Origin of the sequence: Bacillus sp. AP8, assembly GCF_000321185.1 — a bacterium.
GTDB lineage: Bacteria > Bacillota > Bacilli > Bacillales > DSM-1321 > Bacillus_AD > Bacillus_AD massilioanorexius.
In genome coordinates, this window is the sequence record NZ_CAPG01000034.1 from 74,846 (window position 1) to 100,341 (window position 25,496).

General features: G+C 35.2%; 27 protein-coding genes. 2 read left to right on the plus strand and 25 right to left on the minus strand.

Translation table 11 applies throughout. The annotated features are described in order from the left end of the window. Positions 1-29 precede the first annotated feature (29 nt). The 17 genes from BN349_RS08435 to msrA form a co-directional block, all read right to left on the minus strand. A complete protein-coding gene (locus tag BN349_RS08435; RefSeq protein WP_019241853.1) occupies positions 30-245 on the minus strand; it encodes a YozE family protein in 216 nt (71 codons plus the stop codon). Between the two features lie 634 nt (positions 246-879). Beyond that, the gene (locus BN349_RS08440) at positions 880-1,068 is read right to left on the minus strand and encodes a hypothetical protein (RefSeq protein ID WP_019241854.1); all 189 of its coding nucleotides are present in this window, start codon (positions 1,066-1,068) and stop codon (positions 880-882) included. Between the two features lie 334 nt (positions 1,069-1,402). After that, positions 1,403-2,008 carry a hypothetical protein gene (locus tag BN349_RS23650; protein WP_019241855.1) on the minus strand — a complete coding sequence of 202 codons (606 nt, stop codon included), beginning with the start codon at positions 2,006-2,008 and terminating at the stop codon, positions 1,403-1,405. 12 nt (positions 2,009-2,020) lie between these two features. Continuing rightward, positions 2,021-2,458, minus strand: a complete 438-nt coding sequence (locus BN349_RS08450; RefSeq protein ID WP_148335235.1) for a hypothetical protein — start codon at positions 2,456-2,458, stop codon at positions 2,021-2,023. Positions 2,459-2,460: 2 nt separating this feature from the next. Next, complete coding sequence (locus BN349_RS08455) at positions 2,461-6,051, minus strand: AAA family ATPase (protein ID WP_019241857.1); 3,591 nt, start codon at positions 6,049-6,051, stop codon at positions 2,461-2,463. Positions 6,052-6,219: 168 nt separating this feature from the next. Beyond that, positions 6,220-6,498 carry a YokU family protein gene (locus BN349_RS08460; protein ID WP_019241858.1) on the minus strand — a complete coding sequence of 93 codons (279 nt, stop codon included), beginning with the start codon at positions 6,496-6,498 and terminating at the stop codon, positions 6,220-6,222. Between the two features lie 2 nt (positions 6,499-6,500). Beyond that, positions 6,501-7,904 carry a lysine 2,3-aminomutase gene (gene ablA, locus BN349_RS08465; RefSeq protein WP_019241859.1) on the minus strand — a complete coding sequence of 468 codons (1,404 nt, stop codon included), beginning with the start codon at positions 7,902-7,904 and terminating at the stop codon, positions 6,501-6,503. Positions 7,905-8,011: 107 nt separating this feature from the next. After that, positions 8,012-9,391: a sigma-54 interaction domain-containing protein gene (locus BN349_RS08470; protein WP_019241860.1), complete on the minus strand. Its 1,380-nt coding sequence runs from the start codon at positions 9,389-9,391 to the stop codon at positions 8,012-8,014. A 499-nt stretch (positions 9,392-9,890) separates the two neighbouring features. Continuing rightward, positions 9,891-10,736 (minus strand): putative beta-lysine N-acetyltransferase, encoded by an 846-nt coding sequence (ablB, locus tag BN349_RS08480; protein ID WP_019241862.1) that lies wholly within the window; start codon positions 10,734-10,736, stop codon positions 9,891-9,893. A 15-nt stretch (positions 10,737-10,751) separates the two neighbouring features. Continuing rightward, positions 10,752-12,032, minus strand: coding sequence for a peptidase (locus BN349_RS08485; protein WP_019241863.1), 1,281 nt, complete (start codon positions 12,030-12,032; stop codon positions 10,752-10,754). 14 nt (positions 12,033-12,046) lie between these two features. Beyond that, entirely contained in the window at positions 12,047-12,706 is a 660-nt protein-coding gene (locus tag BN349_RS08490; protein ID WP_019241864.1) for a 3-oxoacid CoA-transferase subunit B, read from the minus strand. Next, a complete protein-coding gene (locus BN349_RS08495; protein ID WP_019241865.1) occupies positions 12,691-13,383 on the minus strand; it encodes a 3-oxoacid CoA-transferase subunit A in 693 nt (230 codons plus the stop codon). The genes BN349_RS08490 and BN349_RS08495 overlap by 16 nt, the downstream gene beginning before the upstream one ends. A gap of 9 nt (positions 13,384-13,392) precedes the next feature. Beyond that, complete coding sequence (locus BN349_RS08500; protein ID WP_019241866.1) at positions 13,393-14,748, minus strand: aspartate aminotransferase family protein; 1,356 nt, start codon at positions 14,746-14,748, stop codon at positions 13,393-13,395. A 319-nt stretch (positions 14,749-15,067) separates the two neighbouring features. Beyond that, positions 15,068-15,232, minus strand: coding sequence for a YjcZ family sporulation protein (locus tag BN349_RS26870; protein WP_019241867.1), 165 nt, complete (start codon positions 15,230-15,232; stop codon positions 15,068-15,070). Between the two features lie 276 nt (positions 15,233-15,508). Continuing rightward, positions 15,509-15,973 (minus strand): PTS sugar transporter subunit IIA, encoded by a 465-nt coding sequence (locus BN349_RS08510; protein ID WP_019241868.1) that lies wholly within the window; start codon positions 15,971-15,973, stop codon positions 15,509-15,511. Positions 15,974-16,127: 154 nt separating this feature from the next. Next, on the minus strand, positions 16,128-16,553 hold the full coding sequence (msrB, locus tag BN349_RS08515) for a peptide-methionine (R)-S-oxide reductase MsrB (RefSeq protein ID WP_019241869.1): 426 nt from the start codon (positions 16,551-16,553) through the stop codon (positions 16,128-16,130). Then, complete coding sequence (gene msrA / locus BN349_RS08520; protein ID WP_019241870.1) at positions 16,546-17,085, minus strand: peptide-methionine (S)-S-oxide reductase MsrA; 540 nt, start codon at positions 17,083-17,085, stop codon at positions 16,546-16,548. The genes msrB and msrA overlap by 8 nt, the downstream gene beginning before the upstream one ends. Positions 17,086-17,410: 325 nt before the next feature. Here msrA and BN349_RS08525 point away from each other — a divergent pair, with 325 nt between their 5' ends. After that, positions 17,411-18,166 (plus strand): DUF4397 domain-containing protein, encoded by a 756-nt coding sequence (locus BN349_RS08525; protein WP_019241871.1) that lies wholly within the window; start codon positions 17,411-17,413, stop codon positions 18,164-18,166. A 200-nt stretch (positions 18,167-18,366) separates the two neighbouring features. Here BN349_RS08525 and BN349_RS08530 read toward each other — a convergent pair whose 3' ends face one another. The 3 genes from BN349_RS08530 to BN349_RS08540 are packed head-to-tail and all read right to left on the minus strand — an operon-like array spanning position 18,367 to position 20,488. Next, positions 18,367-18,975, minus strand: a complete 609-nt coding sequence (locus BN349_RS08530) for a YpmS family protein (RefSeq protein WP_019241872.1) — start codon at positions 18,973-18,975, stop codon at positions 18,367-18,369. 27 nt (positions 18,976-19,002) lie between these two features. Beyond that, positions 19,003-19,851 carry a DUF459 domain-containing protein gene (locus BN349_RS23660; RefSeq protein ID WP_019241873.1) on the minus strand — a complete coding sequence of 283 codons (849 nt, stop codon included), beginning with the start codon at positions 19,849-19,851 and terminating at the stop codon, positions 19,003-19,005. A 55-nt stretch (positions 19,852-19,906) separates the two neighbouring features. Further along, positions 19,907-20,488 carry an SCO family protein gene (locus tag BN349_RS08540; protein WP_019241874.1) on the minus strand — a complete coding sequence of 194 codons (582 nt, stop codon included), beginning with the start codon at positions 20,486-20,488 and terminating at the stop codon, positions 19,907-19,909. A 190-nt stretch (positions 20,489-20,678) separates the two neighbouring features. On the opposite strand from BN349_RS08540, the gene BN349_RS08545 reads away from it, so the two are divergent. After that, a complete protein-coding gene (locus BN349_RS08545; protein ID WP_019241875.1) occupies positions 20,679-21,188 on the plus strand; it encodes a PCYCGC motif-containing (lipo)protein in 510 nt (169 codons plus the stop codon). A gap of 88 nt (positions 21,189-21,276) precedes the next feature. Here BN349_RS08545 and tatC read toward each other — a convergent pair whose 3' ends face one another. The 5 genes from tatC to BN349_RS08570 all read right to left on the minus strand — a co-directional run bounded on the left by tatC (position 21,277) and on the right by BN349_RS08570 (position 25,387). Next, a complete protein-coding gene (gene tatC, locus BN349_RS08550) occupies positions 21,277-22,029 on the minus strand; it encodes a twin-arginine translocase subunit TatC (protein ID WP_034293930.1) in 753 nt (250 codons plus the stop codon). Between the two features lie 310 nt (positions 22,030-22,339). Then, complete coding sequence (locus BN349_RS08555; RefSeq protein ID WP_019241877.1) at positions 22,340-22,549, minus strand: twin-arginine translocase TatA/TatE family subunit; 210 nt, start codon at positions 22,547-22,549, stop codon at positions 22,340-22,342. A gap of 127 nt (positions 22,550-22,676) precedes the next feature. Next, positions 22,677-23,945: a threonine ammonia-lyase IlvA gene (ilvA, locus tag BN349_RS08560; RefSeq protein WP_019241878.1), complete on the minus strand. Its 1,269-nt coding sequence runs from the start codon at positions 23,943-23,945 to the stop codon at positions 22,677-22,679. A gap of 148 nt (positions 23,946-24,093) precedes the next feature. Further along, complete coding sequence (locus tag BN349_RS08565; RefSeq protein ID WP_019241879.1) at positions 24,094-24,816, minus strand: lysophospholipid acyltransferase family protein; 723 nt, start codon at positions 24,814-24,816, stop codon at positions 24,094-24,096. An 82-nt stretch (positions 24,817-24,898) separates the two neighbouring features. Beyond that, on the minus strand, positions 24,899-25,387 hold the full coding sequence (locus BN349_RS08570; RefSeq protein WP_019241880.1) for a dihydrofolate reductase: 489 nt from the start codon (positions 25,385-25,387) through the stop codon (positions 24,899-24,901). Positions 25,388-25,496: the final 109 nt, after the last annotated feature.

Below are 25,496 nucleotides of genomic sequence, written 5' to 3' on the forward strand. Positions count from 1 at the left end.
AGTAGAGAAAATCAACTCTACTAATGCTTTTACATTTGTTCCATATACTTCTCCCATGCATCATCAAAAATCGTCATGCTTTCTAAATAAGTGCCATTCATTTCTAAGTAATGACTAATTTCATGATAATCTTTTGAATGCTTAGGAAAGCTATGATCATGATAGGCATCATTTGCAAATTTTGTTATATCATCTATATTTTTAGGCTGTCTAAATGTTACTAAAAAGTGATAAAAACTTTTCAATTGCTTCCTCCATCTATCGAAATTTCTTTGGTTATAATATAGCGAAATATTCCACCTACGTCTAGCTTTGAAAAACATTAAATTGACACTATCATACATAGTTCCTATTAAGCTGTTTTCAAAAACTTTGTTTCATTGTACAAATAGAGAGTTTAGTTCGATATCTTCTCCAAATAGTTTACTTTCTATAGGGAAGCTATGGCCCCCTATCTGCCCGCTTGCTACTACAGGAAACTCCTTACTTACGCTCTAATTCATAGGCTGTTATCATAAACTTTGTTGCCTATTAACAATAACGAGTATAGATCGAATTCCACTCCAGGATGCTCTCTTTCCGCTGGGTGGGCGGTGAGCCTCCTTGACGCAAAGCGTCTGTGGGATCTCACCTGTCTCGCTGCTCCCGCAGGAGTCTCACACCTTACGTTCCATTCAATCAACCTTTTGGTCACTGCTTTTTTTATCAAGCTTGTTAGAAACAACAATCTTTTAGAAAACAGCCAATTGCTATACCTTGCTATCAACTATTTTCTTTACTTAGCGATTTAAAAACAACCTATTAAATAACACATAAAGGCTGTGAAAAAAGTGAGCAAACAAAACACTTTTTCCACAGCCTTAATTAACAATCAATTTATTACCAACGTCCTGCTTTTCCCATCTCTACTATAGCCCATATAATATTAAACATAAGAATAGCAACTGTAATTGGTACGGCGTGCAACCAATTTTTTCCGTATTTTTGTTTAATAACAGCTACATAGTACCCGCATAAAAATAAAACAAACATAGCTGCGACCATCATGATCATCAATGCAAAATACATGTGTTTTCTCCCCTTCACCCCAAAAATATACCCTATAATGTATCATATAGAAATATCTTCAAATTACAATGAAGGAAAAATGAAATTTTTGTGAAAAATGTTTATTTTTGTCAATCAACTAAAATCGAAGTAATTTCTTTTAGCAATTTAGGTTTTGACATTAAATCCTCATATTCTATACTTCTATTAATAGTTTTTGTAATAAACAACAAAGATAGGTATGAATTTTCTTACATGATTTATGAATAACATCCTAATACTAGTGTTTCAATTCAAATAAAATAACAACTATTTAGAAGAGGAATCTCTTATAAATAGCTGTTACATCTGTTTTTTATAAATTTGGCAAAACCGTATACGTGTTGGACTGGCCAACACCGACTATATTAAAATACGTCGTTTTATTGTTCGGGAATTTGACTGCGTAGGAGATTCCACCGCCATTATCATGAACACCCGTGATAGTAATGGTACTCGGGACAGGAATGCTGATGGCTGTCGCATTATTCGTCAAAATGATTTTCTCTTTTACTGGCACGCCATCGACCAATACGGAAACTTCATCCAAGTCTTCGGCATTGAAGTCCCAGATGAGCATGCGTGCTTCTCCACCGTCTGGTCCGGCATTGCTCACTTCAAAATCTCTTGCTTCAATGTTCTCATACGATTCATCCAAAATGACTTGCTCCCCGGCGCTTGTCGATGTGCTGACCCGATTGGCCACAACTTCCTCAGCCGTACCTTCATCTAAAGAACTAGTCACGAAGAAGCTGGACGCTATTGCGGCTACTAAACAGAAGACAGCAATCCATTTAATAGAGTCTTTCAGCTTCGATTGATGCGGGACTAATTTCTCCTCCGCTTCTTGATTTAAATTGTCTGATTCCCATGTCTCTATATGCCTAGTATCATGTTTTTTATTTATTTTTCTTTCTCGCATCATTCATCACCTTTACAATTTGTGTACTTTATAGCTAATTGGATATTTGTAATACCAATAGGATAAATACGCTCTCGCTGCCGCAATGCTGATGATTGATAGTGTAATCGCAATCCCCTTATGGAATGTTTGGTTATCAGCCCAAAGGTTCGCAAATAGAAGAGCCATTTCTATACCCGCTAACATAATCAAGCACATTTGAAAAAATGGAATGAGAACAGGAAATTTAATGTATAGCCATTTGAGACGTGAATATTTGAACGATAAAAATAACATAAACCCAACGAAGCAGGTGGCGCCTATTCCAAATGCAGCTTTCGGAGCATTGTACTTATATACATCCATCAGCACATCAAACTCCATTAACGGTCCGAAAACGACAACGATTAAAATCATCGGATAAAGCAAATAGTATAAAATCGCGCCTCCGAGCGCAAAAATTTTCTTCATGTTCAATTCCCTGCCTTCTCGAAATCTACCTGATTGATTGTGGTCAATTGCTCAACAGTAGGCTGAGCGATTTGACTGACCCGCAACGCATGTGCGCGAATCGCTGCTTCACATATATTGCGTGCAAAACGACCATTCCCTGCATTTTCAACTTTCATGCCAGTTTCGAAAATAGATAGCAATGTTTCTTCGACTTCTGCCGATACATGGAAGCCTTTCTTCGTTAAGAATTGGTAACTGATCTGCATCAATTCTTTTGCGCTGTAATCAGGGAATTCAATGATATTCGGAAAACGCGATCGAAGACCGGCATTTGATTGTAAAAACCTTTCCATATCCTCACCGTAGCCGGCTAAAATCACGATAATATTATCACGATGATCATCCATAAATTTCACGATCGTATCAATCGCTTCTTGACCGAAATCATTGGCGCTTCCCATTAACGCATACGCCTCATCAATGAATAACACGCCACCTAACGCACTTTCCAATACCTCTTTCGTCTTCAAAGCGGTTTGTCCTACATAACCGGCTACCAAACCGGAACGATCGGTTTCAACGACATGATCAAGCTTAATCACACCTAGTTCTTTCAAACGTTTCGCTAAAATCCGAGCAATCATCGTTTTTCCCGTACCCGGATTGCCTTTAAAAATCATGTGAAGCGACTGGGAGCCCAAACTTGGCAATGACAATTGCTTACGCATATTTTCAATTTCAACTTGAGCGGATAAAGTACGGACAAATTGCTTAACCTCGTCCATTCCGATGACTGAAGCCAGTTCATTAAGCGCATTTGTCACCTCTTTAACAGGCTGCACATGGAAATCTTCGACTGTCAGCACATTCAATTGTTCGACCGGCAAATCCTGGTGTTCAACAATTCGAATGGCTTGATTACGAATGGCTTCTTCAAGCGTGTTGCGCACTAAACGACCATTTCCACTATCATTTCTTCCTGGAATTTGTTTTTCTTCATAATACGGCTTTAAGGCTGTACATACAGATTCATCCAGTATAAATCCTTTTGAATGCGCTTGAATGTCCGTCATTTTTGCAAGTTGATCCGCTGTATAATCGGGAAATTCAATATTCAGTGGAAAACGGGAAGATAATCCAGGATTGGCTTTCATGAATTGTTTCATTTCTTCGGTATAGCCGGCAATGATGACAACCAAATTTTCACGATGGTTTTCAATTAAGCGAACCAATGTATCAATCGCTTCTTTTCCGAATCCACCCTGTCCTTCTTCAACTAACGTATATGCTTCATCAATGAACAAGACGCCTCCTAACGCGCTTTCCACCACTTCCGTAGTTTTAGCAGCCGTCTGACCGACGTATTCAGCAACCAGCTGCGTGCGATCCACTTCAACCAAATGACCTTTTTTCAAAACCCCCATCGATTTCAGCATGCTGGCTAGCAGACGGGCGATCGTTGTTTTACCAGTCCCAGGATTTCCTGCGAAAACCATATTCAACGTTTGTTCTTTTTTCGTCTGAATACCTGCTTCTTTACGGCGGCGGTCAGCAAGTAATTGTTTTTCTAATGTTAAAACAAAGCTTTTCACATTATCCAAACCGATTATACCGGAGAAAGCATCCTCTAAATTGAATGCTGCTTTCGTACCGATGCCAAAATCACTCGCCACTAGCATGTTGGATGCTTGTGAATCCGACTCCATGATTCGAACAGATTGTTTTCGAATCGCTTCTTCTAAAAGATTGCGAACAAGCCTGCCATTCCCACCGTCATTTCTTCCTGGAATTTGTTTTACTTCAAACAGCTCTAATAGCCCTTCATGCGCTGCCACATCAATTGTATAATCACGCTGCTTTGCTTGCAGCTCCATCATTTGCAGCATATCCTTCGGCGTATAATCCGGGAATTCCACAATTAAAGGGAATCTCGAACGCAAACCTGGGTTTGTCTTTAGGAATGTTTCCATTTCATTCGTATAGCCCGCTAAAATGACGACTGTATCATCACGGTGGTCTTCCATTCCTTTTACCAATGTATCAATCGCTTCTTGGCCGAAACTGTCATGCTTGTTACGGGAAAGCGTATAAGCTTCGTCAATAAATAACACACCGTCCAATGCTTGTTGAATGACTTCATTCGTTTTAGGCGCTGTGGAGCCGACATATTGCCCAACAAGATCTTGTCTTGCGACTTCGACGAGCTGCCCTTGAGAAAGTAAGCCCATCGCCTTCAAAATCCGGGAAATCATGCGGGCGACCGTTGTCTTCCCTGTACCAGGATTTCCGGTAAATACCATATGCAAGGTCATCGGAGCCGTTTCAACTCCTTGCGCTTTTCGTTTCTCCTGCAAGGCAACTGTCTTCAGTAATTCATGAATAAATGTTTTAACAGATTCCAAACCGATTAAACTGTTCAACTCATTCAATACATCTTCTAATGTTTCCTCTTGAACGAGAGGAATGGATTTTAATAGAATGTTTCCTTTGCGGCTGCAGGCAAGCAGATCATTTTGTTCCATTTTAATAACAATCGTATCGCCACTCGTAAGCTCTCCTCTCGCTCGGGCGTTCAGAAGCAACTCAAAAAACTCTTTCTCTACTAATTCTTCAATCGCCTCACCGTATCGCTTCGTCGGCAAAATTCGCTTGGCAAGCTCAATGAACACTTCCGCTTCAAACTCAATAGTTATTTGAGCCTGCGCATACAGTCTATTAGCAGCAGTCGTCAGTTGCGCATACAGTATGCTGCTTAGCGTATCAACATCCAACGCGGAAGTAATCGCAAAAGAACGGATTTCCCGTAACAAAGCAGGTGAAATTTTCTCGGCAATGGAAGTTGGAATTTGTCGATTCACGACCTTTCCTTTCGCATCAGCATCACTGTACAATAATAAAAAGTAATCCGAAGCGCTTACGACAATTCCTTGTGACGTTCTGAAATAACCGTCCTTAAAAAGTTTCGTAACATAAGATAAAATCTCTGATTGCGCTTTTTCGAAGCCTGTGAAACAAACTGTGCCAATTCCGTAACTGAAAGCAGCCGAACAATCGACAATAAAATTTGTATGGACATCGTTTTCTCCATATTGGCTTAAATCAATCATCGAATATCGTTTATACGGAATCAGTTTTTTTCGATACAAAGCATCGATCAGAATCGTTAAGCTTCGCTTCTTGCCTGTACCGGCAGGCCCGGCCAATAATATCGTATTCTGAACTGCGCCCTTTTCTCTCGCAAAAAAAGCTGTTTTAAAAATAACGAGCAAATCATCTATATATCTCTCTTGAGAATATACGTTGCGATTCAGTTCAATTTTAATATCATTGAAAATCGCATCTAATTCATCATTTGATTGATGTAAACCCAGGTTTTTGATGCCCTTTTTCGTATCTTGAATCACTTCTTGCATCGCACCCGTTGTTTGTGGCAAATTATGATTAGAACCTGAAAAATTAGGCGCCAAACCAGAAGAAAAAACAGCTCCTCCTTGATTCGTTTGAAGTGTCGCTGTTTGTTTTTGCTGATTGCCTTTGAAACCATGCGCCTTTATAAAATCAAACAATTGGACTTCCGGAAGAATTATCCGTAGCCATTTTTGAAAACTCATTTTCTCACCCTATCTCTACATTCATACTTATACACTAAAATACACAACTACATTTTACTATTCTATCATAAATGAATATTAAAACTTACCATACTATAACTTCCATTAAAGTAAAAAAAAGGATAGAAGAGCACGTTGATTTAGCTCTTCTATCCTCTTTAAATATACTCACCCAAAATCAAAATAATTCCTCTTTAACAACTTCCGCTTCACCATCAATTGCTCATAGGTCAGAGACTTTTCAATATTCTTCGTATCAATTATGAACAAATGATTTTCGATTTCCTTCACGGTTGCATCACTTTGATAACGTGCTCCGCAATGCTCGCAGGAGAACGACGGCACATTGCGGATTTCAATCGCCTTCGTGCCGTCCGGCAGCTCCCAATAGACAGTATCCTTGATTTGTGCCGGATTAGGCTGCTCACACCAATAGCAGACTTCCATACTTACTCATTCCCCTTCGCCAGTGAAGCAGCTTTCTTTTGCTCCGCCTGAAATTTCTTTTCTTTAAGCTCATCACGTTTGGCACGCTTATCCTTCAAAGAGGCATGTTCCGGATTGACCTCATATTGTTTTCGCTTATTAATCCGAGGCATGTTGCTCGGGACAAGATTCAGCTGCTCATCCTGCAGCAAGCCAGAGATGCCGGTTTCCTTTTTCTGCTGAGTTCCGTAAATACTTTCAAAATATTCATCTGCCAACCCTGACGTGTAAGATTCCGGCTCTGGATACGTCGTAATGACTCCTTCGAAATTCCTTAGTACCGTTTTTGTCGGTGATTGCGACAATAAATAATTCGGCTGCAAGGAGATTTTTCCACCACCACCAGGAGCATCAACGACAAAAGTAGGACATGCATAACCAGAAGTATGTCCCCTCAAGCCTTCAATAATTTCCAAGCCTTTTGAAACTGGAGCACGAAAATGACTGATTCCTTCTGATAAATCACATTGGTAAATATAATAAGGACGAACGCGAATCTTCACTAAATCATGCACGAGCTTTTTCATAATTGGTACACTATCATTGATTCCTGCTAGAATGACAGATTGATTTCCTACAGGTACACCCGCGTTAGCCAACATCTCACAAGCTTCTTTAGATTCTTTCGTTACTTCTATACTTGTATTAAAATGTGTATTCAACCATACTGGATGGTATTTTTTTAATATATTACATAGATTTTCTGTAATTCTTTGCGGGAATACAACGGGTGCTCTAGTACCGATTCGGATAATTTCTACATGCGGTATAGAACGTAAATTTTTTAAAATATATTCTAAAATCGTATCGTTTATTAATAATCCATCTCCACCAGAAAGTAATACATCTCGTACTTCTGGTGTGTCTCGTATATACTGAATAGCTTCATCTAATTGTTTTTTGGGCACACCCATCCCAATCTGTCCAGAAAATCTTCTTCTTGTACAATAACGACAATACATCGAACACTGATTTGTCACCAAAAATAAAACGCGATCTGGATATCTATGAGTTAAACCTGCAACAGGACTGTCTTCATCTTCATGCAGAGGATCTTCAAGGTCATATTGCGTTTTATATAATTCTTTTCCAATGGGTACTGACTGCATTCTAATTGGGCAACGAGCATCATCATGGTTCATTAACCAAGCATAGTAAGGCGTTATATTTAAAGGGATTGTTTTTGTTGAAATAAAAACTCCTTCTTCTTCCTCAGGAGTTAAATGAATGACTTGTTTTAGTTCATCTAACGTTCGAATTGTATGTGTAAGTTGCCAGAGCCAATCGTTCCATTGCTCTTCCGTAACATCTTTCCATAGTTCAATATCTTTCCAATGTCTTTTTGGTTTATATAAAAAATCCTTCATGCATAATACCTCCTCGCTCTTTGCTAGGTAATAATGCAAGTAATATGCCAAAAAAAATGAATCTTTTTAGGATTCAGTTTTTCTTTTAATCATTGATTTCTTATTCTTTATACATTTTTTAATTTATACTGTAAGGTTTGCCTTGGTATTTTCAATAGTTGTGCCGCTTTTAAAACATTACCACCCGTTTGCTCTAAAGCTTTGTTTAACAGTTCTTGTTCTCTTTTTTTCAAAGCCTCCCTAAGTGGCGGGATATCTTGTTCCATTAAAAAATTCGATGACTTTTGAAAAAAGACCGGTAATTCACTTTTTTTCAACCATACTGTTTCTGTAATATTCATCATATATTCAATACAATGCTTTAATTCTCTTACATTTCCTGGCCATTGATGTTGGAGGAATAATTGTTCCACCTGATGCTCAACCCCTTGAATATTTAAAGATAAAGATTCGTTATACTGTTGAATAAAATGCTGGATAAGTAATAAAATATCATCCTTCCTCTCTCTGAGAGGAGGTAATTGAAAGCTTAAAACATTGAGGCGATAAAACAAATCTAATCGAAGAAGATTTTCCTTTAAGGCATTCTCAGGATGAACATTCAGGGCTGCAATAACTCTAACATCTACTCCTACACTTTTCGTTTCACCTACTCTCCTTACTACACCATCTTCTATTACGCGTAGTAACTTCGTTTGTAATGCAGGACTTAATGATTGAATTTCATCTAAAAATAACGTTCCTTTATTAGCTAATTCAAATAATCCAGGTCTATCTACCGCGCCTGTATAGCTTCCTCTTGCAGTACCAAATATGATACTTTCTAATAATGATTCTGGAAGTGCTGCACAATTTTGGACAATAAATGGTTGCTCACGACGTGGAGAAGCATTATGTATACCTTGAACAAATAATTCTTTTCCTGTGCCACTCTCACCATATACCAAGATTGAAGAAGAAGATTTAGCTGCTTTTTTACCTCTAACAATAATGTCTTTGAAAGCTTGATTTCCCGTAATTAAATCCTCAAACCGATAAACAGCACCTAAAGCTCGCTTTTTTCGATTTACTACAGTTGAATGTGCCTTCTCTAAATCAATTAATCTTTCCGATAGCTTTCTCAGTTTCGTATAATCCTTTGCGACTTCAACCGCTCCGATCAGTCTTTCATTCACATAAATGGGGAGAGTGGTATTGATTGTATCAATTTTTACTCCATGTAAATTCACATAAGATTGACTACGATTATAAATTGCTTTTTCACTTTGAATGACTTGAAGTAAGGTACTTGTCTTCTTTGTTAGCGAGGGGAAAACATCTAAAACATGTCTTCCAATTACCTCTTGGACACGCATCCCATCAAGTGAAGCCGCTATTGAATTGTAAAATATAGTCATCCCGTCCAAATCTATTACATGTATGCCCTCATCAATGACCTTCAATATAGACTCCATTATTTCTTTCGTTACTATTTCTTTTTCAACCACTTTTTCACTTCCTTTATCAGGTTTAGTTACTATATGTATATGAATCAGGGCTGAATTATTTACTACTTTTGCTGAATTATTGGCATTTCATTTATAACAAGAATGATTTCTATAAGATTGTTGCTTTCGTCTAAGTTCAGTGATAAAAAAGGGAGATTGGAACGTAAGATTCGATCCTCCTCCAAGACAGGTATGCCTCCTGAAATGGTATTCAACTTAGCCTATATTCACTACCTTGTTGATTGAAAACAAAGTATGTGAAAATAGCCAATAACATAGGCGCATCTTCTGCTATCACAACACACCTTTTTCAAGCCTCAAAAAAGTAACTTAATCAAAAAAAGGTCCCTTTTCTTTTCGACAATCATTTTAGGTCAAAAGACAACTTGTACAAAAAGAAAAGCACCTTCTAGCCATGTCGTTATAAAGGTCAAGGCTAACAAGGCACTTTTACTCTCCTTGTGCTGAATATTCATCTTTTGTTGCCGGTTTTTCGGCGTTAAATATTTTTAACCCAAACATTCATATCTTCAATATCCTCATAAATATAACAGTTATTGGCTAATCTACCTCTATACTCATAGCCTAAGCGATAAAAAGCTGCATTCATTCCGTACGAACGAGCTCTAGCAATAGAATACAAACAAAAGATTTTCTTTTTATGTAACTCTTTTTCAATATGAGCAATTAAAATTTGCATTAAGCCAAACTGCCTATATTCGGGCAAGGTAGCACAATCTGTTATTTCAGCATTATGATACGTATCGTTCATCTCGGCACAAACTGAACTCATTATCTTACCGTTATGCCAAAATCCCATATATACACTTCCACTCCTCATACACTTTTTTATATATTCTGGATTATTTAATGGAACAGGATATATTTTAAATACAGAACTATATAATTCTGCTAAATAATCTGCATCTGTTTCATCACATATTTTTAATGTGTATTGATCAATGGAGGCTTTTGGTTTTTGCTTTTCTTTATTGTTATATATATTTTCAAGTAAATAATCTTCTTCAGCCCAATAATCACTTTTGCGGCGATCTGATGTGTAGTACTTGCAAAAGAAATACATATCGCTACCTAAATAATATTTATCAACCTTAGCCTCTAGAACAAAGTTTCTGGATAATAAAGTTTGAAAGTCTTCTTGTCTAGCCTTAAAAATTAATTTTTCGCAATTGCTTGCAACAACATGTTCTTCAGCTGAATTTAACACACTGTCAATATTTCCATAATATTCATCTATTCTTATTCGTTTATTATAATCATCTCTTGCTAATGTGTATGTGCAATCGTCTAAATCTTCATAAATGGAATAAGGTAATTGATTCATCAAACCACTCTTTCATTATTTAATAGTTTCATCAACTCCACACCAATCGATTAATGTACAAGCAATAATTTCAGCAGTTTTTACAATTGAGGCAATTTCAATATATTCATTACAATCATGCGCTTTTTCCGTAGTACCAGGTCCGAATACCATTACCGGAATATTCCCAACTGTCGATAAAATACCTCCATCTGTTCCCCAGGGAGAAGCCTCAATAACAGCTTCTTTATGTTCAATAGCTTGATAGTTTTGTAAAATAGTTTGCATAAAAGGATGATTCACATCCATTTTACCTGGTAACCAACGTGCCCCAAACCACTCAAATTCAATTGGTTTTTGTTTAAACCAACTATTCGTTTGATTGATTCTGTCAATTATTTCTTCCATTTCTAACATCGCTTCTTCGACACTTTCATACGGAGAGACGCCATATCTCCCTTCTAAAACCGTCAAATCTGGAACAGAAGAAGGCCAGTTTCCACTTCGGCATGTGCCTATATTTATTGGGACTGGTATCGAAATATTTCTATACAACGGTTTATCTAGTAAGCTTTGATTTCGAGTTGTTTCTAGTTCCTTTATTTGTTCTATAACAAAATACGATAAATCCAAACTACTTACTCCTTCATAACGAGTTCCTCCGTGTGCCTGTTTTCCTTTTATACGTAGACGAAACCATAAGGAACCTTGTTGATGAGGGAAAAATTTCATACTTGTTGGTTCTGGAATTAATGCAGCATCTGCTTTGTATCCTCTTAACACGGTTGCTAATGTTCCAGCTCCGCCACTTTCCTCCTCTATTACACTTTGAAAAATAATATCTCCTTTTAATTGTATATCATTCTTTATAATCGATTCTATCGCTAATAAAAGTGCAACGTTTCCCCCCTTCATATCTGTTGTACCACGCCCATAAATTTTCCCATTTTTTTCGTAGCCACTGTATGGAGATTGGTCCCAATCTTCCACATTTCCTTCAGGTACAACATCAATGTGTCCATTGAGAATAATTGATTTTCCTTCTCCACTCCCTTTTAAGACAGCAACTAAATTAGGATTTCCCGAAAAATCACTTCGATCGCAATGAAAATATGGATGATGCTTTATTTCTGGATTCTCGTCGATATCCCATAAATCAATCTCCAAACCTAATTGTCGACACTTCTCAACAACAATCGCTTGAGCCTTTCCCTCATTTCCTCGAACAGATCGCTGCTGAACCATTTTCTTTAATAAGGTGGTAGCTTTATATTCATGAGTTCTAATCCAATTTCGAACGATATTTTTAACCGTCATAGGCTTCTCTCCATTTATATAAATTGTAATGTTTCACTTACATTAAAAGTAGCATCAGTCTTCATTTCAATATCAGTTACGCTATATGGATGAAAGATTTCCTCTAAATACAGCTGTTCATCTACAATTCGAAATACTCCCATTTCGGTAATAATCATATGTACACAACCTGATGCAGTTAATGGTAAATCACAGCATTTCACAATTTTAGAACTGCCATTTTTATTACAATGATTCATTGTAACTATCACTTTCTTGGCACAGCTTGCTAGTTCCATAGCTCCCCCCATACCAGGAACTTTTTTACCAGGAACAATCCAATTTGCTAAATCTCCTTTTTCACTCACTTGTAGAGCACCCAATACCGTTATATCGATTTTTCCTTTGCGTATCATACTAAATGCATAGGCGCTATCAAAGTAACTTCCACCCTCTCTTAAAGTAATTGGAAAGCCTCCTGCATTGCATAAATTTTCATCTTCTTGACCGCTTTCAGGTGTACCAGCAATTCCAAGTATGCCATTTTCTGCTTGAAAAAAAACTTTCTCCTTACTAGTCACAAAATTTGGTATTAATGATGGAATGCCAATTCCTAAATTTACAATCTTGCCTGGAACTATTTCTTGTGCTGCTCTAACGGCAATTTTCATTCGATTATCTATTCCCATGCCCATTTCCAATTCACCCCGTTCGATTGGACAATATAATCAATATAGACTCCTGGAGTAATGATTTCTTCAGCATGTAAAGCGCCTAAAGGAACAATATGTTCTGCTTCTACAATCGTCAAATCTCCAGCCATAGCGATAAGTGGATTCGTATTCCGTGCACTTTTATCAAAAATAAGATTGCCAAATTCATCTGCGGCTTTTGCAAAAATAATAGAAACGTCAGCTGTTAGACTCGTTTCTAGTAGGTACTCCTCTTCATTTACAGTGATAGTTTGTTTATCCAATCTTACAGCTTCATGGTTGACACCAATATTAGATAAAAATCCTTTAATCCCTGAACCTCCCGCTCTAATACGCTCCATTAATATACCTTGAGGTGAAAACTCAATATCCAATTCCTTATTTGTCATTTGTAATCCTGCATTTGGATTTGAACCGATATGAGATACAATCAGCTTTTTTGCTCTTTTACCAGTAACAAGTTTTCCAATACCTATTTGAGGAAAACCGGTATCATTTCCAATTAAGGTTAATTCTTTAATTTCAAGAGAATATATATAATCGATTAATGTAGGCGGAGAACCTATTCCTCCAAATCCCCCAAACATTATAGACATTTCATCACGAAATAAGTCACGAAGAGAATCAATGGAGACAATTTTATTGAATAAATTTTTCATATAATCCTCCTATTTAGTTGTTATGTTAGCTTGATTTAGCCATTGTTGAATATGTTCAAATGTTTGATCCAATCGTGATATTAGCTCTGAAATTTCTTGATGCAATATCGTTAATGGTGGAGCAATAATAAATGCGTCACCAATAAGACCATCTATACCTGCTTGCGCTGGATAAAGTAGAAGTCCATTTTGTTGGGCAAGCTGAATGATTGTATTAGTCAGTCGAACATCTCTATCGAATGGTTTTTTCGTTTCAAAGTCCTGAACACATTCAATGCCTATCAGTAATCCTTTTCCTCTCACATCACCTATAAAAGAATATTTATTTTGTAATTTTTTTAATTCTGATTGAATGAAAATGCCTTTTTGTTCAACCTGCTGTATGATATTATGACTTTCTAAATACTCAATCACAGCAAGAGAAACGGCGCATGATAACGGATTCGCACTAAACGTATGACCGCTCATAATACTACCCGATCCTTCTATAATGGGTCTCATGACCTTTTCACTTACCAGTGTAGCTGCAATTGGTGTATAACCACCGCTCATCCCTTTTCCAAATGCTACTATGTCAGGAATCATCTGATCATGATCACAACCTAATATCGTACCAGTGCGGCCAATACCTGTCATAACCTCATCAGCGATAAGTAAAATATCATTCTCTTTACATATTTGTTTTATTTTTTTTAAATAACCTGGAGGTGAAGAAATGGCTCCTCCTGCGGCACCGACTACAGGTTCACAAATGAATGCCGCAATATTTTCCTTACCCATTTTCCGGATCATCGATTGCAACTCATCTGCGCATTTCAGTTCACAAGAAGGATATATTTTATCATATGGGCATCGATAACAATATGGTGGAGATACCGACGGATAACTTTCCAATAATATACAAAAACGCTCTCTTCGAACAGTATGACCAGACATCGATAATGCCCCTAATGTAATCCCGTGATAACTCATCCATCTAGATATTATTTTTGTCTTTTTATGCTGACCTTTCTCTTGCCAATACTGCAGGGCGATTTTTAAGGCTGTTTCCGTGGCTTCTGAGCCGCTATTTACAAAGAAGCTATATGTTAGTCCTCGAGCTGTTAAATCCCTTAATTTCGCCGCTAGAAGCTCAGCAGGCTCACTTGTAAATTGCGAACGATAAACAAAGGAAACCTGTTCAACTTGTTTTATCATTGCTTGTTTAATTTCATCTACACCGTGACCAATATTTACTGTAATTGCTCCAGAAGAAGCATCTATATATTCCTTACCATCCTTATCATAAAGATACACTCCTTCTCCTCGTTCGATCATGGGATAACTTTGAGATAAATCTGGTTTAATAAGCGGAGAATCTTGCATCACATATTTCCCCCTAACAATAGGCTACTATTATGTATATGAGTATATATATTTTTCTTGCTAATATTTTTGCATTCACATTCCATTCAGACATTGCCATTTACCCAAAAAAAGATGAACAAGAGAATCTTCATATGAGTTAAGTCAGTATGATAAATTTTAAATTTTTCAATAAACATTCTTTAAAATAGTTCGCTTAGTTCATTCCCTTGAGAAGCTCAATTTTACACATAATCATTTGAAATGATATTTACATGCCCTTTTTCGGCAAAAAGAGTTTGAAGCTTATAACTAAGCTTCAAACTCTTTCGTTTTTTTATTAGCAGCCACAAGTTCCTCCACAGAAGGAAGCTCCAATGATAATTAAAAGGATGAATAATACTACGATTAGAGCGAAGCTGCCGCCTCCCCAGCCACAGCCTCCACCATAACCATATCCACCGCCACCGCAACCGCCATATCCATATCCGCCATATCCGTACATATATTTCAGCTCCTCATAGATTTCTTAATGTCATGCTACACTGATACATTATGACGGTGGGCTTGTGTCTGTATGTGCATATGCCCATTTTTTTTAAAGACCATAAATTTTCTTGGCTGTTTTTTATCTTACGTCCATTCCCTTATACGATGTCAGTTATTTTTCAGTAATCAAAAAAAGAGTGAATTCCAAAAGCGATACTTTTGGAATTCACTCTTTTACTAATCAAAGACTTCTCAAAGTATTTCCTTTGAGAAGTCTGTTAAGAAATAATAATTATTTAGGTGTTACAGTTAATAATGTTGTTTCTCCTTTAACAAGAGAAGCTTCTGATGTTTTTTCAATTTTTTCTTGTGCATCTGTATTTGTAATAATAACAGGTGTGATCGTACTTTTTGCTTTTTCACGAATTAGATCTAAATTAAATGTAATCAATTTGTCACCTTGCTTAACTTGATCTCCTTCTTTTACAAATACTTCAAATCCTTCTCCGCCCATAGCAACTGTTTCTAGACCAACGTGAATTAATATTTCAGTGTTGTTCTTCGTTTTTAATCCAATTGCATGCTTCGAACCAATAATTGTAGCAACTTCCGCATCAATCGGAGCTACAATTACTCCTTCAGATGGATCTATAGCAAGACCTTCTCCCATCATCTTTTGACCAAACACTGGATCAGGTACTTCTTCTAAAGGTATTAATTTACCAGTTGCTGGAGCAACTAGCACATCCTTATTCATTAAAGGTTCTACTTTTTCATTTGTTGCTTCAGTTTCATTTTTTTTGCCAAAAAGTTTTTTTAAAGAACATTTTATTGCCGCCTTTCAAGTTTAAAACTATTTCAAAATAGAAATTTCTATTTTTCAAGAACATACTTTATCATAAAAGCGATACTTATGTAAATAGTTTCACAAACTCTGCATACCCTTCTTTTTCTAATGATTCTACTGGAATGAAGCGTAATGAAGCTGAATTAATACAATATCGTAACCCTTTTGGACCAGGACCATCCGGAAAAACATGACCTAAATGTGAATTAGCTGTTTTGCTTCTCACTTCCGTTCTTCTCATTCCATAGCTATCATCAAATTTTTCAATTATTTCTTCCTCTTTGATTGGCTTTGTAAAACTTGGCCATCCGCAGCCAGCATCAAATTGATCAAGTGAAGTGAATAGAGGTTCTCCAGAAATGATATCAACATAAATTCCCGATTTTTTATTATTGTAGTATTCATTTTGAAAAGGTGGTTCTGTTGCATTATTTTGTGTTACCTCATATTGAATAGAAGTTAATTTCTTTTTTAAGTCTTCATTATTCATTTTTATCACCCCAGTATTGTTTTATAAAACCAGCTCTTCCAGATCCAACATGATAGGAATTATAGTGATCTGGATTTTTCTTATAATACTGTTGATGATATTCTTCAGCTTCATAAAAGGTAGAAGCAGGTATTATAGGAGTTACTATTTTCAAAGGAAATCTACCGCTTTTTTCTAAATTCTGTTTTGATTTTTCTGCTAGATGTTTTTGTTCTTCGTTATGATAAAATATCGCTGATTTATAGGAGCCACCACGGTCATAAAATTGTCCACCCACATCAGTTGGATCAATTTGCATCCAAAATATTTCAAGTAATTTTTCATATGAAATGATTTCAGGGTGAAAGGTAATTTGAACAGCTTCATAATGCCCTGTAGTATCCGTACACACTTCTTGATAAGTAGGATTTTCTTTTGTACCTCCTGTATACCCAGAAACGACTTTTTCAACACCATCATATCGATCAAATGGTTTAACCATACACCAAAAACATCCACCAGCAAAGGTTGCAATTTCTACTTTTCTATCCATACTATTCACTCCTTTATGGTTAAGTATGTATTTATTTAAGAACTGCATTCATTTTACCTTTTTTATTTCCATCATCCAAATATAAGCACTTATTATTACCTTTCAATAGCTGGGTGAAGAGAGTGTAAAATAAAGAAATTTCATATGACACCTACCCAAGTTATTATGCATACATTTATAACGTACGAAAAATGAGTAAATGAAATTAGTATGTACTAAATAAAATATTGTGACACTCCACTTAAAGAATAACTATTTTTATCTTTAAGTGGCTATCTTTGTGATTTTTAACACTGAATAATAGGAAATTGAGAGGAGATTTAGCATGTATTCAATGTCACCTGATCATTACTTAGCCAAAGCAGAAAAATATGGTTTATTAGCAGATTACTATAAATATATTAATCCTACCTTACACATTTATTACTATAAAAAACATTACAATAACATACAAAAAGCAGTAGCATCCGAAAGATCTGCTTTCACTGATTCAACACCAGAGCAACAAGCAAAAATAAGATTACTACATGTTGCACCTGATGCGCCTAATGTAGATATTTACGTTAATGGCACTAGAATAATAAAAGATTTTCCTTATAAAAGTGTAACGGATTATTTAGCTTTACCTAAAGGGAAATATCAAATGGACATTTATCCAACCGGGAACCAAATATCCACCATCATTAGCAGAAAAATCATTGTTGAAAGCGGTAAAAGTTATACTCTTGCAACAGTGGGTAGTGAAAACAACCTTAAACTTCTTACTTACCATGAAGAATTTAATGTCCCAAATGGCGAAGCAAAGCTACGTTTCATCCATTTGTCTCCAGAAACAGCACCAATGGATTTGGCAGTTAAACATGCTGATTGTGTATTTACAAATATTCCATTTCGAAAGTCAACAAATTATTTAGGCGTTACTCCTATGACTTTAGATCTTGAAGCTCGACTTTCAGGTACAGAAACTATTGCATTAGAGATACCAAATACAGAATTCATGCCTAATACCATTCATTCTATTTATATTATCGGGTTAGAGAACGAAAGAGCACCATTAGAAGCATTAATTCTTTCTCCATAATGAACAACATGAGTAACAAGCATCAGGAGCAAAACTCAACCTAGGCACCCTACTTCGTAATATTTCACAAAGTTTGTTCAAACAAAAAAATTCATATACTCCTAATAAAAAAACCTAGTTAGAAAGCCATTCAAATTGAATGTTCTACTAGGTTTTTTTATCATGATATTGAGTGTGCAGTCAGTTAATGAATCATTAACTTAATGACTCTTCACTCCTTCTGAAGGTATGACTAACCGAAAGGAAATATCGTCCTTTTTCAAATCAAAGTTATTTACTTTCATTGTATAATGATCTACTAAAATAATCTCGGAAAGGAGTACTTGAATTTCTTCCTTTTTCGGATTGATCACAAGCCATTCCGGTAAATCATTCTGTTTTTTAATAAAATTCATGACATAAGAAACAGGCAATTTCATTTGCCCTAATTTCATTGTCTCTTGTTTCAATAATAAATCTCCATTCTCTAAAGTATATGGTTTAAACGTCATCTTTAATTGAAGATTATTATCAAAAACAGGTATTGTCGTATATAATTCAATAACATCTGTCAATCTAACGTCATATTGAAACGAGCCCGTTTTCTGATATTTAGCTATATTATTATTAATTAATTGATTTAAGCTTTCTTTATTACTTTGAAGAAGAATCGATGTTTCCTCAGAGTTTGATTTTGAATTATCTATTTCAGGGACTTCACTTGGAATTCCCACTAGAATAACAATAGATAGTAAAGAAGCCACAATAATTCCAACTAGTGTAAAGAAAAGAATTTTCCATACATTTCTTTTCTTAGTTCTTGATCTCAAGTTGATTCCTCCTTAACCTTAATATGATTAGTTTTCTTTATTCTCTTGTTGTTCAGTTGGAGAAATCGTATATTTTTTCAATTCTTCATAAACCGCATTTCCCATTAATTGATATCCTTTTGAATTTGGATGAAAGTAATCTTCCTCATAAATCAAATTTTCTTTATCGTTTTCAAACAAAGAACTAATTTTGACTAAATGAACGTTATCGAATGATTTCGCTATTTCTTCACTTGTTCGATTCCACTCCAACAAAATTTCATCAAATTCTTTTATATTACTAAACCACTTATCAAACGGATTATATAAACCCATTAAATAAATATCTGCATCCTTATTTTGCGCACGAATAGTAGTTAATACTTCTCGTACATTTTTTTCATAGCTCTGCATTCCTTTTTCAAAATATGAAGTTTTTAAATGCTTAAAGTTTTCTTTTACAACCTTCATCACGTCATTTCCACCGATTGTAATAATGATTACATCAGCTTGCTTTAAAACACTCATCACTTCATCATTTTGAATTTTGTTAACCAACCCTTTTGACGTTAGCCCTTTTTTACCATCATGCGATATACTAATGTCTTTGATCTTTTGATCTTTTTCTAGATGGGCAGATAAAGTTGCTTGATAACCACCATTTTCAGAATGATCACCAACGCCTTTTGTTAAAGAATCACCAATTGTAGCGATTTTAAGGTCTGCTGGAGTTTGATCTACAAAGGATTGGTTCTTCTCTTCTTGTTCTATTTGCGATTTTTGTTCTGATTGCGCTTCATTTACATTTTGATTCGTTAGTTTCGTCTTAAAATCAGGTAAAGAACACGAAGATAATAGGACACAAATGAAAGATAATACAATCATTTTCTTAAGCATGTTCTTCACTCCCTTTGATGCTGAATTTCAACCTTGGATGATAGACGAGAGATCATTATTTTTGTAAAATTTTTATATGCTTTAAAATTTCTTCAAGTGGGAACTTAGTTGTACCTGGATAGTTTTTTACAATGCTACCTTCTTCATTCACAAGAAAAAAATCTGTACCATGCAGCACTTGATCAGACGCCTCCGGTTTCTTCACTATCATATGAAAATTTTTTTCTGCAAATTTCTCAATATATGATTGATTATAACCGGTTACAAAACTCCAATTTGAATAATTTGCTTTGAATTGGTCCCCAAATTGTTTTAGCTTTTCTGGCGAATCTACTGTTGGGTCGATGCTAAAAGATAAAAGTTCTACATCTTTAAATCCCTTTTCTTTTAAAGCTGATTGTAACTTTGACATATTAGAAGTCATTGGTAAGCAAACATCATTACAGTTCGTAAAAATAAAATTAACAACAGTGACTTTTCCTTTGTAATCGTCAAGAGACACAGGTGAACGATCTTGATTTGTTACTGAAAAATCTTCTAATTCCCAATTAGTACTGTTTGGAATAGCCTCCGCTTTACATCCAGCAAGTACGATTAGTAAGAATAATATCCCGAATTTTACACTAATTTTCCTCAAAAAAATCCCATCCATCCCTTTATTGAAATGCTACTTTCTTACATTATTCTATCAAACTAGCTAGAACAATAAAAGAATATCTTCTTTATGATCAAAGCTGAAATTTCCTAAGTAAGCAAAAAATAGAAGATTTTAGTATTATTGTATGTTACTATATAATGGAATTTAATTAAAAAATAAAGGTGATGACATGAAATTAAAGAAACTATTCTTGCCAATACTGACTGCAGTTATATTAGCACTAGCAGGATGTTCCTCTAATAAATCAAATGAGGATGAACAATCACATTCTAACGATAATCATACACAACATGCAGAAAATGGCGACATCCAAGAAAAAACAAGCAGCGTTGAAAAATTACCTACTTTTTTAGCTGATAAACCTGAAGAAATGCAATTAGTTTACAGTGCTGCTGCTAAACATAAAGATTTATTAGAAAGTATGCCATGTTATTGCGGATGTGGTGAATCGGCTAATCATAAAAATAACTATGACTGTTTTGTTTTTAAAAACAACGAGGACGGCTCGATCGTATGGGATGATCATGGTACTCGCTGTGGAGTCTGCCAAGAAATCGCAGCCGAATCTGTTGTACTGTTAAACAAAGGTAAAACCCCAGTAGAAATTAGAAAATATATTGACGAGAAATATAAAGAAGGCTATGCAAAGCCAACACCAACTCCTATGCCAAAAGCATAACTCTCTTTGTCTTATTCGGCTAACAAAAATACGACCCCCTATAATTACTATAGGATAATAAAAAACATCAGCTAGTTGCTGATGTTTTTTATTTTACCTCTTCATAATCTTCAAAATCCACTTCTGAATTCAATCGCTTTTGTCGTTTCTTATATACAATTCGAGAAAGACTGATACTAATTTCGTATAACAAAATCAGCGGGATTGAAACGAGAATATTCGAGATAAAATCAGGCGGTGTAATCATTGCAGCAATGATTATTAGGATGAAATATGCATACTTTCTAAATTTAGACAAGACTTTCGGATTTAGTAATCCAATTGATGTGAGGAACATCACAATTACAGGTAATTCAAAAACTAAAGCAATTGGTAAAGTCATATTGATTAAAAAGCTAAAATATTTTTCTGCTGTAAAATTGGTTACAAACATATCTCCACTTAATTCAATTAAGAAATGCATAATCGAAGGAAATATTACATAGTACCCAAAACATAACCCTAAGATAAATAAAACAAAAAGACCTGGTACATAGGATAGTGTCAATCTAATCTCATTCTTTTTTAGAGCTGGTTTAACAAAAAGCCATAATTGTAAGGCAAAGACTGGTATTGTACCTGCAATGGCAATTATACTCGCTAATTTAAAGTAAACCCAAATGATTTCACCTGGTCCTAATACTATTAACTGTGTATCTAAACCTCTAACAAACCAATGATATATTGGTTCAACATTTAAAAAACCTATTAAGAAGAAAACAACAAATGCTATTGCAATAATAATTAAACGTTTACGGAGCTCATCTAAATGATCTAACATATTCAAATCTTTATCTGCCATTGAATAATCAAGCCTACCTTCTGTTGAAACTTTGATCAGTGGATCGTCCATTCTCCTTAGATCGTTAGATGTCTAGCTTCATCGGACATCTTCATGTCTCATTCCTCACTACCCCATTGGCAGTAATTGCTTTTGAGACTTTGTTAAACCTATTGTTTATTACTACTTTTAACGTCAAAAATCAAAAATGTTCTAAAAGTAGTATTAACGAGATAAGTAAGTTGTTTACACACATTGTAGTATTTACTAAATTAAAATCGAATAAAAAGGCGTAAGATGGTTCGTCATCTCACACCTTCAGTCATACATCTTAATTTTGCTTTTCTACTTTTTCAACTTTTTTCTTATCATCATCTAAATCATCCATAACGTCACTAGTTAATTCACGAGTAGACTTCTTAAATTCACGTAAAGTCTGACCAAATGCTCGACCGATTTCAGGTAATTTCTTTGGTCCAAAGATAATCAACGCTAGTACAAGTATAAGTATTAATCCTGGAATACCAATGTTTTGAAGCATTGCTAACAACCCTTTCAATAATTAAATCAAATCTTATTTAGATTATATTATTATTTTATACCTTTGCGTGGATATTGAAGGTTTGTTCATAAAAACTCCACATCTAAAAATTCAGAAATAACACTATTTAGATTAATAAATTAAATAGATTTTGGTCTTTATTTACCTCTACAAAATGAAAACCTTTTTTCTTCATTCTAACGATCAAACCTTCATAATCCTCAGGATATTTAAGTTCAATACCTACTAATGCAGGTCCAGATTCTTTGTTATTATTTTTAGTATACTCAAATCTTGTAATATCATCCTTAGGCCCTAAAACTTCATCTAGAAATTCACGAAGCGCACCAGATCTTTGAGGAAAGTTCACAATAAAGTAGTGTAAAAATCCTTCATAAAGTAGTGAACGTTCTTTAATTTCTTGCATACGATCAATGTCGTTATTTCCACCACTAATTACACAGACAATATTTTTCCCTTTAATCTGATCTTTATAGAAATCAAGTGCTGCAATCGTTAAAGCACCAGCAGGTTCAGCAACAATTGCATGTTCATTATATAAACTTAAAATGGTTGTACATACCTTTCCTTCTGGTACAACAACTATATCCTCTAGAAGACTGTGACAAATATCAAATGTCTTCTCACCAACACATTTTACAGCCGCTCCATCAACGAATTTTTCAATCTCATCTAAAGATACTACTTCATTATGCTGCATTGATGCTTTCATACTTGCTGCACCCTCTGGTTCAACACCAATGCATTTCGTATTAGGTGAAACACTGTTAAAGTACGTGGACATACCGGCAATCAGCCCTCCACCACCAATCGCAGCAAACATATAATCGATTGCTTCCTCCGTATCATTTAGGACTTCCACCGCAATTGTTCCTTGACCTGCAATTACTTTCTCATCGTCAAACGGATGTATAAATGCACGATTTTCACTAGTAGCACATTCCATGGCCTGATCAAAAGAATCGTCAAAAGTATCACCTACTAGATGAATTTCCACCATCTCTTTCCCAAACATTTTCACTTGATTTACTTTTTGTCTAGGAGTTGTTGCAGGCATAAAAATCTTACCTTCAATCCCCATTTGTTTACAAGCATATGCTACACCTTGAGCATGATTGCCCGCACTAGCACAAACAATACCTTTGGACGCTTCCTCAGCAGACAAACTTTTCATTTTATAATAAGCACCTCTAAGTTTAAAAGAACGGACATGCTGCAAATCCTCGCGTTTAATAAACACATTACACTCATACTTTTCCGATAATCGTTCATTTTTTTGCAATGGCGTATGTAATACTACGTCTTTTAATTGTTGATAAGCGATTAGGATATCTTCTACACTAACCCACTTCTTCACATTAGCTGTTGTATTCATAAGGTCCCTTCTTTCTAAGAACTAATACTAATAATTCCTTAAATTTTAACACTATGAATATATAAATCAACTGATTTTTCTAATAATTCAATAATTATAAAATAAAAGAGTGATTTCATCTAGCATTTAGATCAAATCACTCTCATGTTTAAAGTAAACTTTCTCTTTCCACTTGAATTCTTTTTTGAATTTCAATGGCTAAATCATTAATTTTCATATCTTTATATTGCTCATATGTAATGGCAGGTAATATGGATACAGTTACTTTACCCGGCTTAATCCAACCTTTATTCTTTTCCATTAGCTTCGAAGTACCCTTAATAGCTATAGGTACAATAGGAGCTTGTGCATCCATACCTAATCTTAAGCTTCCTGCTTTAAATTCTGCTACTGGTCCACCTTTACTTCTTGTACCTTCTGGAAATACAACTATTGAATGTCCTTCTTTAATTAAAGAAATTCCTTGTCTTATCGCTTTAATCGACTGTCTTCGATCTTTTCGATCCATTAATACACAATTCATAACTTCCATCCATTTATAAACAATTGGAATCTTCTCCACTTCCACTTTGGATATAAATCCAAATGGTTTTTTTAAGAACCCAATCAATACTGGTATATCAAAGTTACCTTCATGATTACTAACCATTAAGACAGAACCAGCAGGTATATTTTCTTCCCCCTTAACCGTAATATCCGCACCAGAAATTTTCACTAATGTGCTTGCCCACTTTTTTGCCATCACTTGTTTTTTCATATCTTGCTGCTCTATAGTTTCTGAATCGTTGGTATATTTTCTTGCTTTATTTAAAAACGGTACACTATAAATTAAATAACCAAAAAAATACATAAAAAATGCTATCGAACGCATCTAGTTGTTCCCTCCTAAGAATTTCAAGCTGTGCTATTGTATACAACTTCATCATTATAAACAAAGCTTTGCAGAAAATAAATCAGTTCTTTCTTTCCAGAATATGATAATAGTATATATAAGGATTTTTTTCGTCTGTAATACCCTGCTCTACAAATACTTCTTTCCATTCTTTTTCATCTATACTTGGAAAATATGTATCTCCGTCGAATTCATGGTGAATTTTCGTTACATATATTCTATTGACCTCATCCAAGAACAGCTTGTAAATTTGCTCTCCACCAAAAATAAATATTTCTTCCTCACCTTCACACAGCTTGTACACATCTTCTTTTGTATGAGTAATTTCACAGCCCTCTGCTTGGAAATTATGATCTCTAGTGAGAATGATATTTCTTCTCCCTGGTAGCGGTCTGCCAATTGATTCGTAATTCTTTCTTCCTAAAATAATCGGATGACCCATCGTAGTCTTTTTCACATATTGTAATTCTCTAGGAAGCCTCCAAGGAAGGCTATTATCTTTACCAATTACTCTATTTACATCCATTGCCACTATTATTGATACAATCATTTATCCCCTATCCTCTCTAACAAGCGTTGCCCCATACCTTTATTAGTAACAACGGCTACTATAATGATTTCGATTTTCCAATCAAACTATTTGATACAGTTACTATATC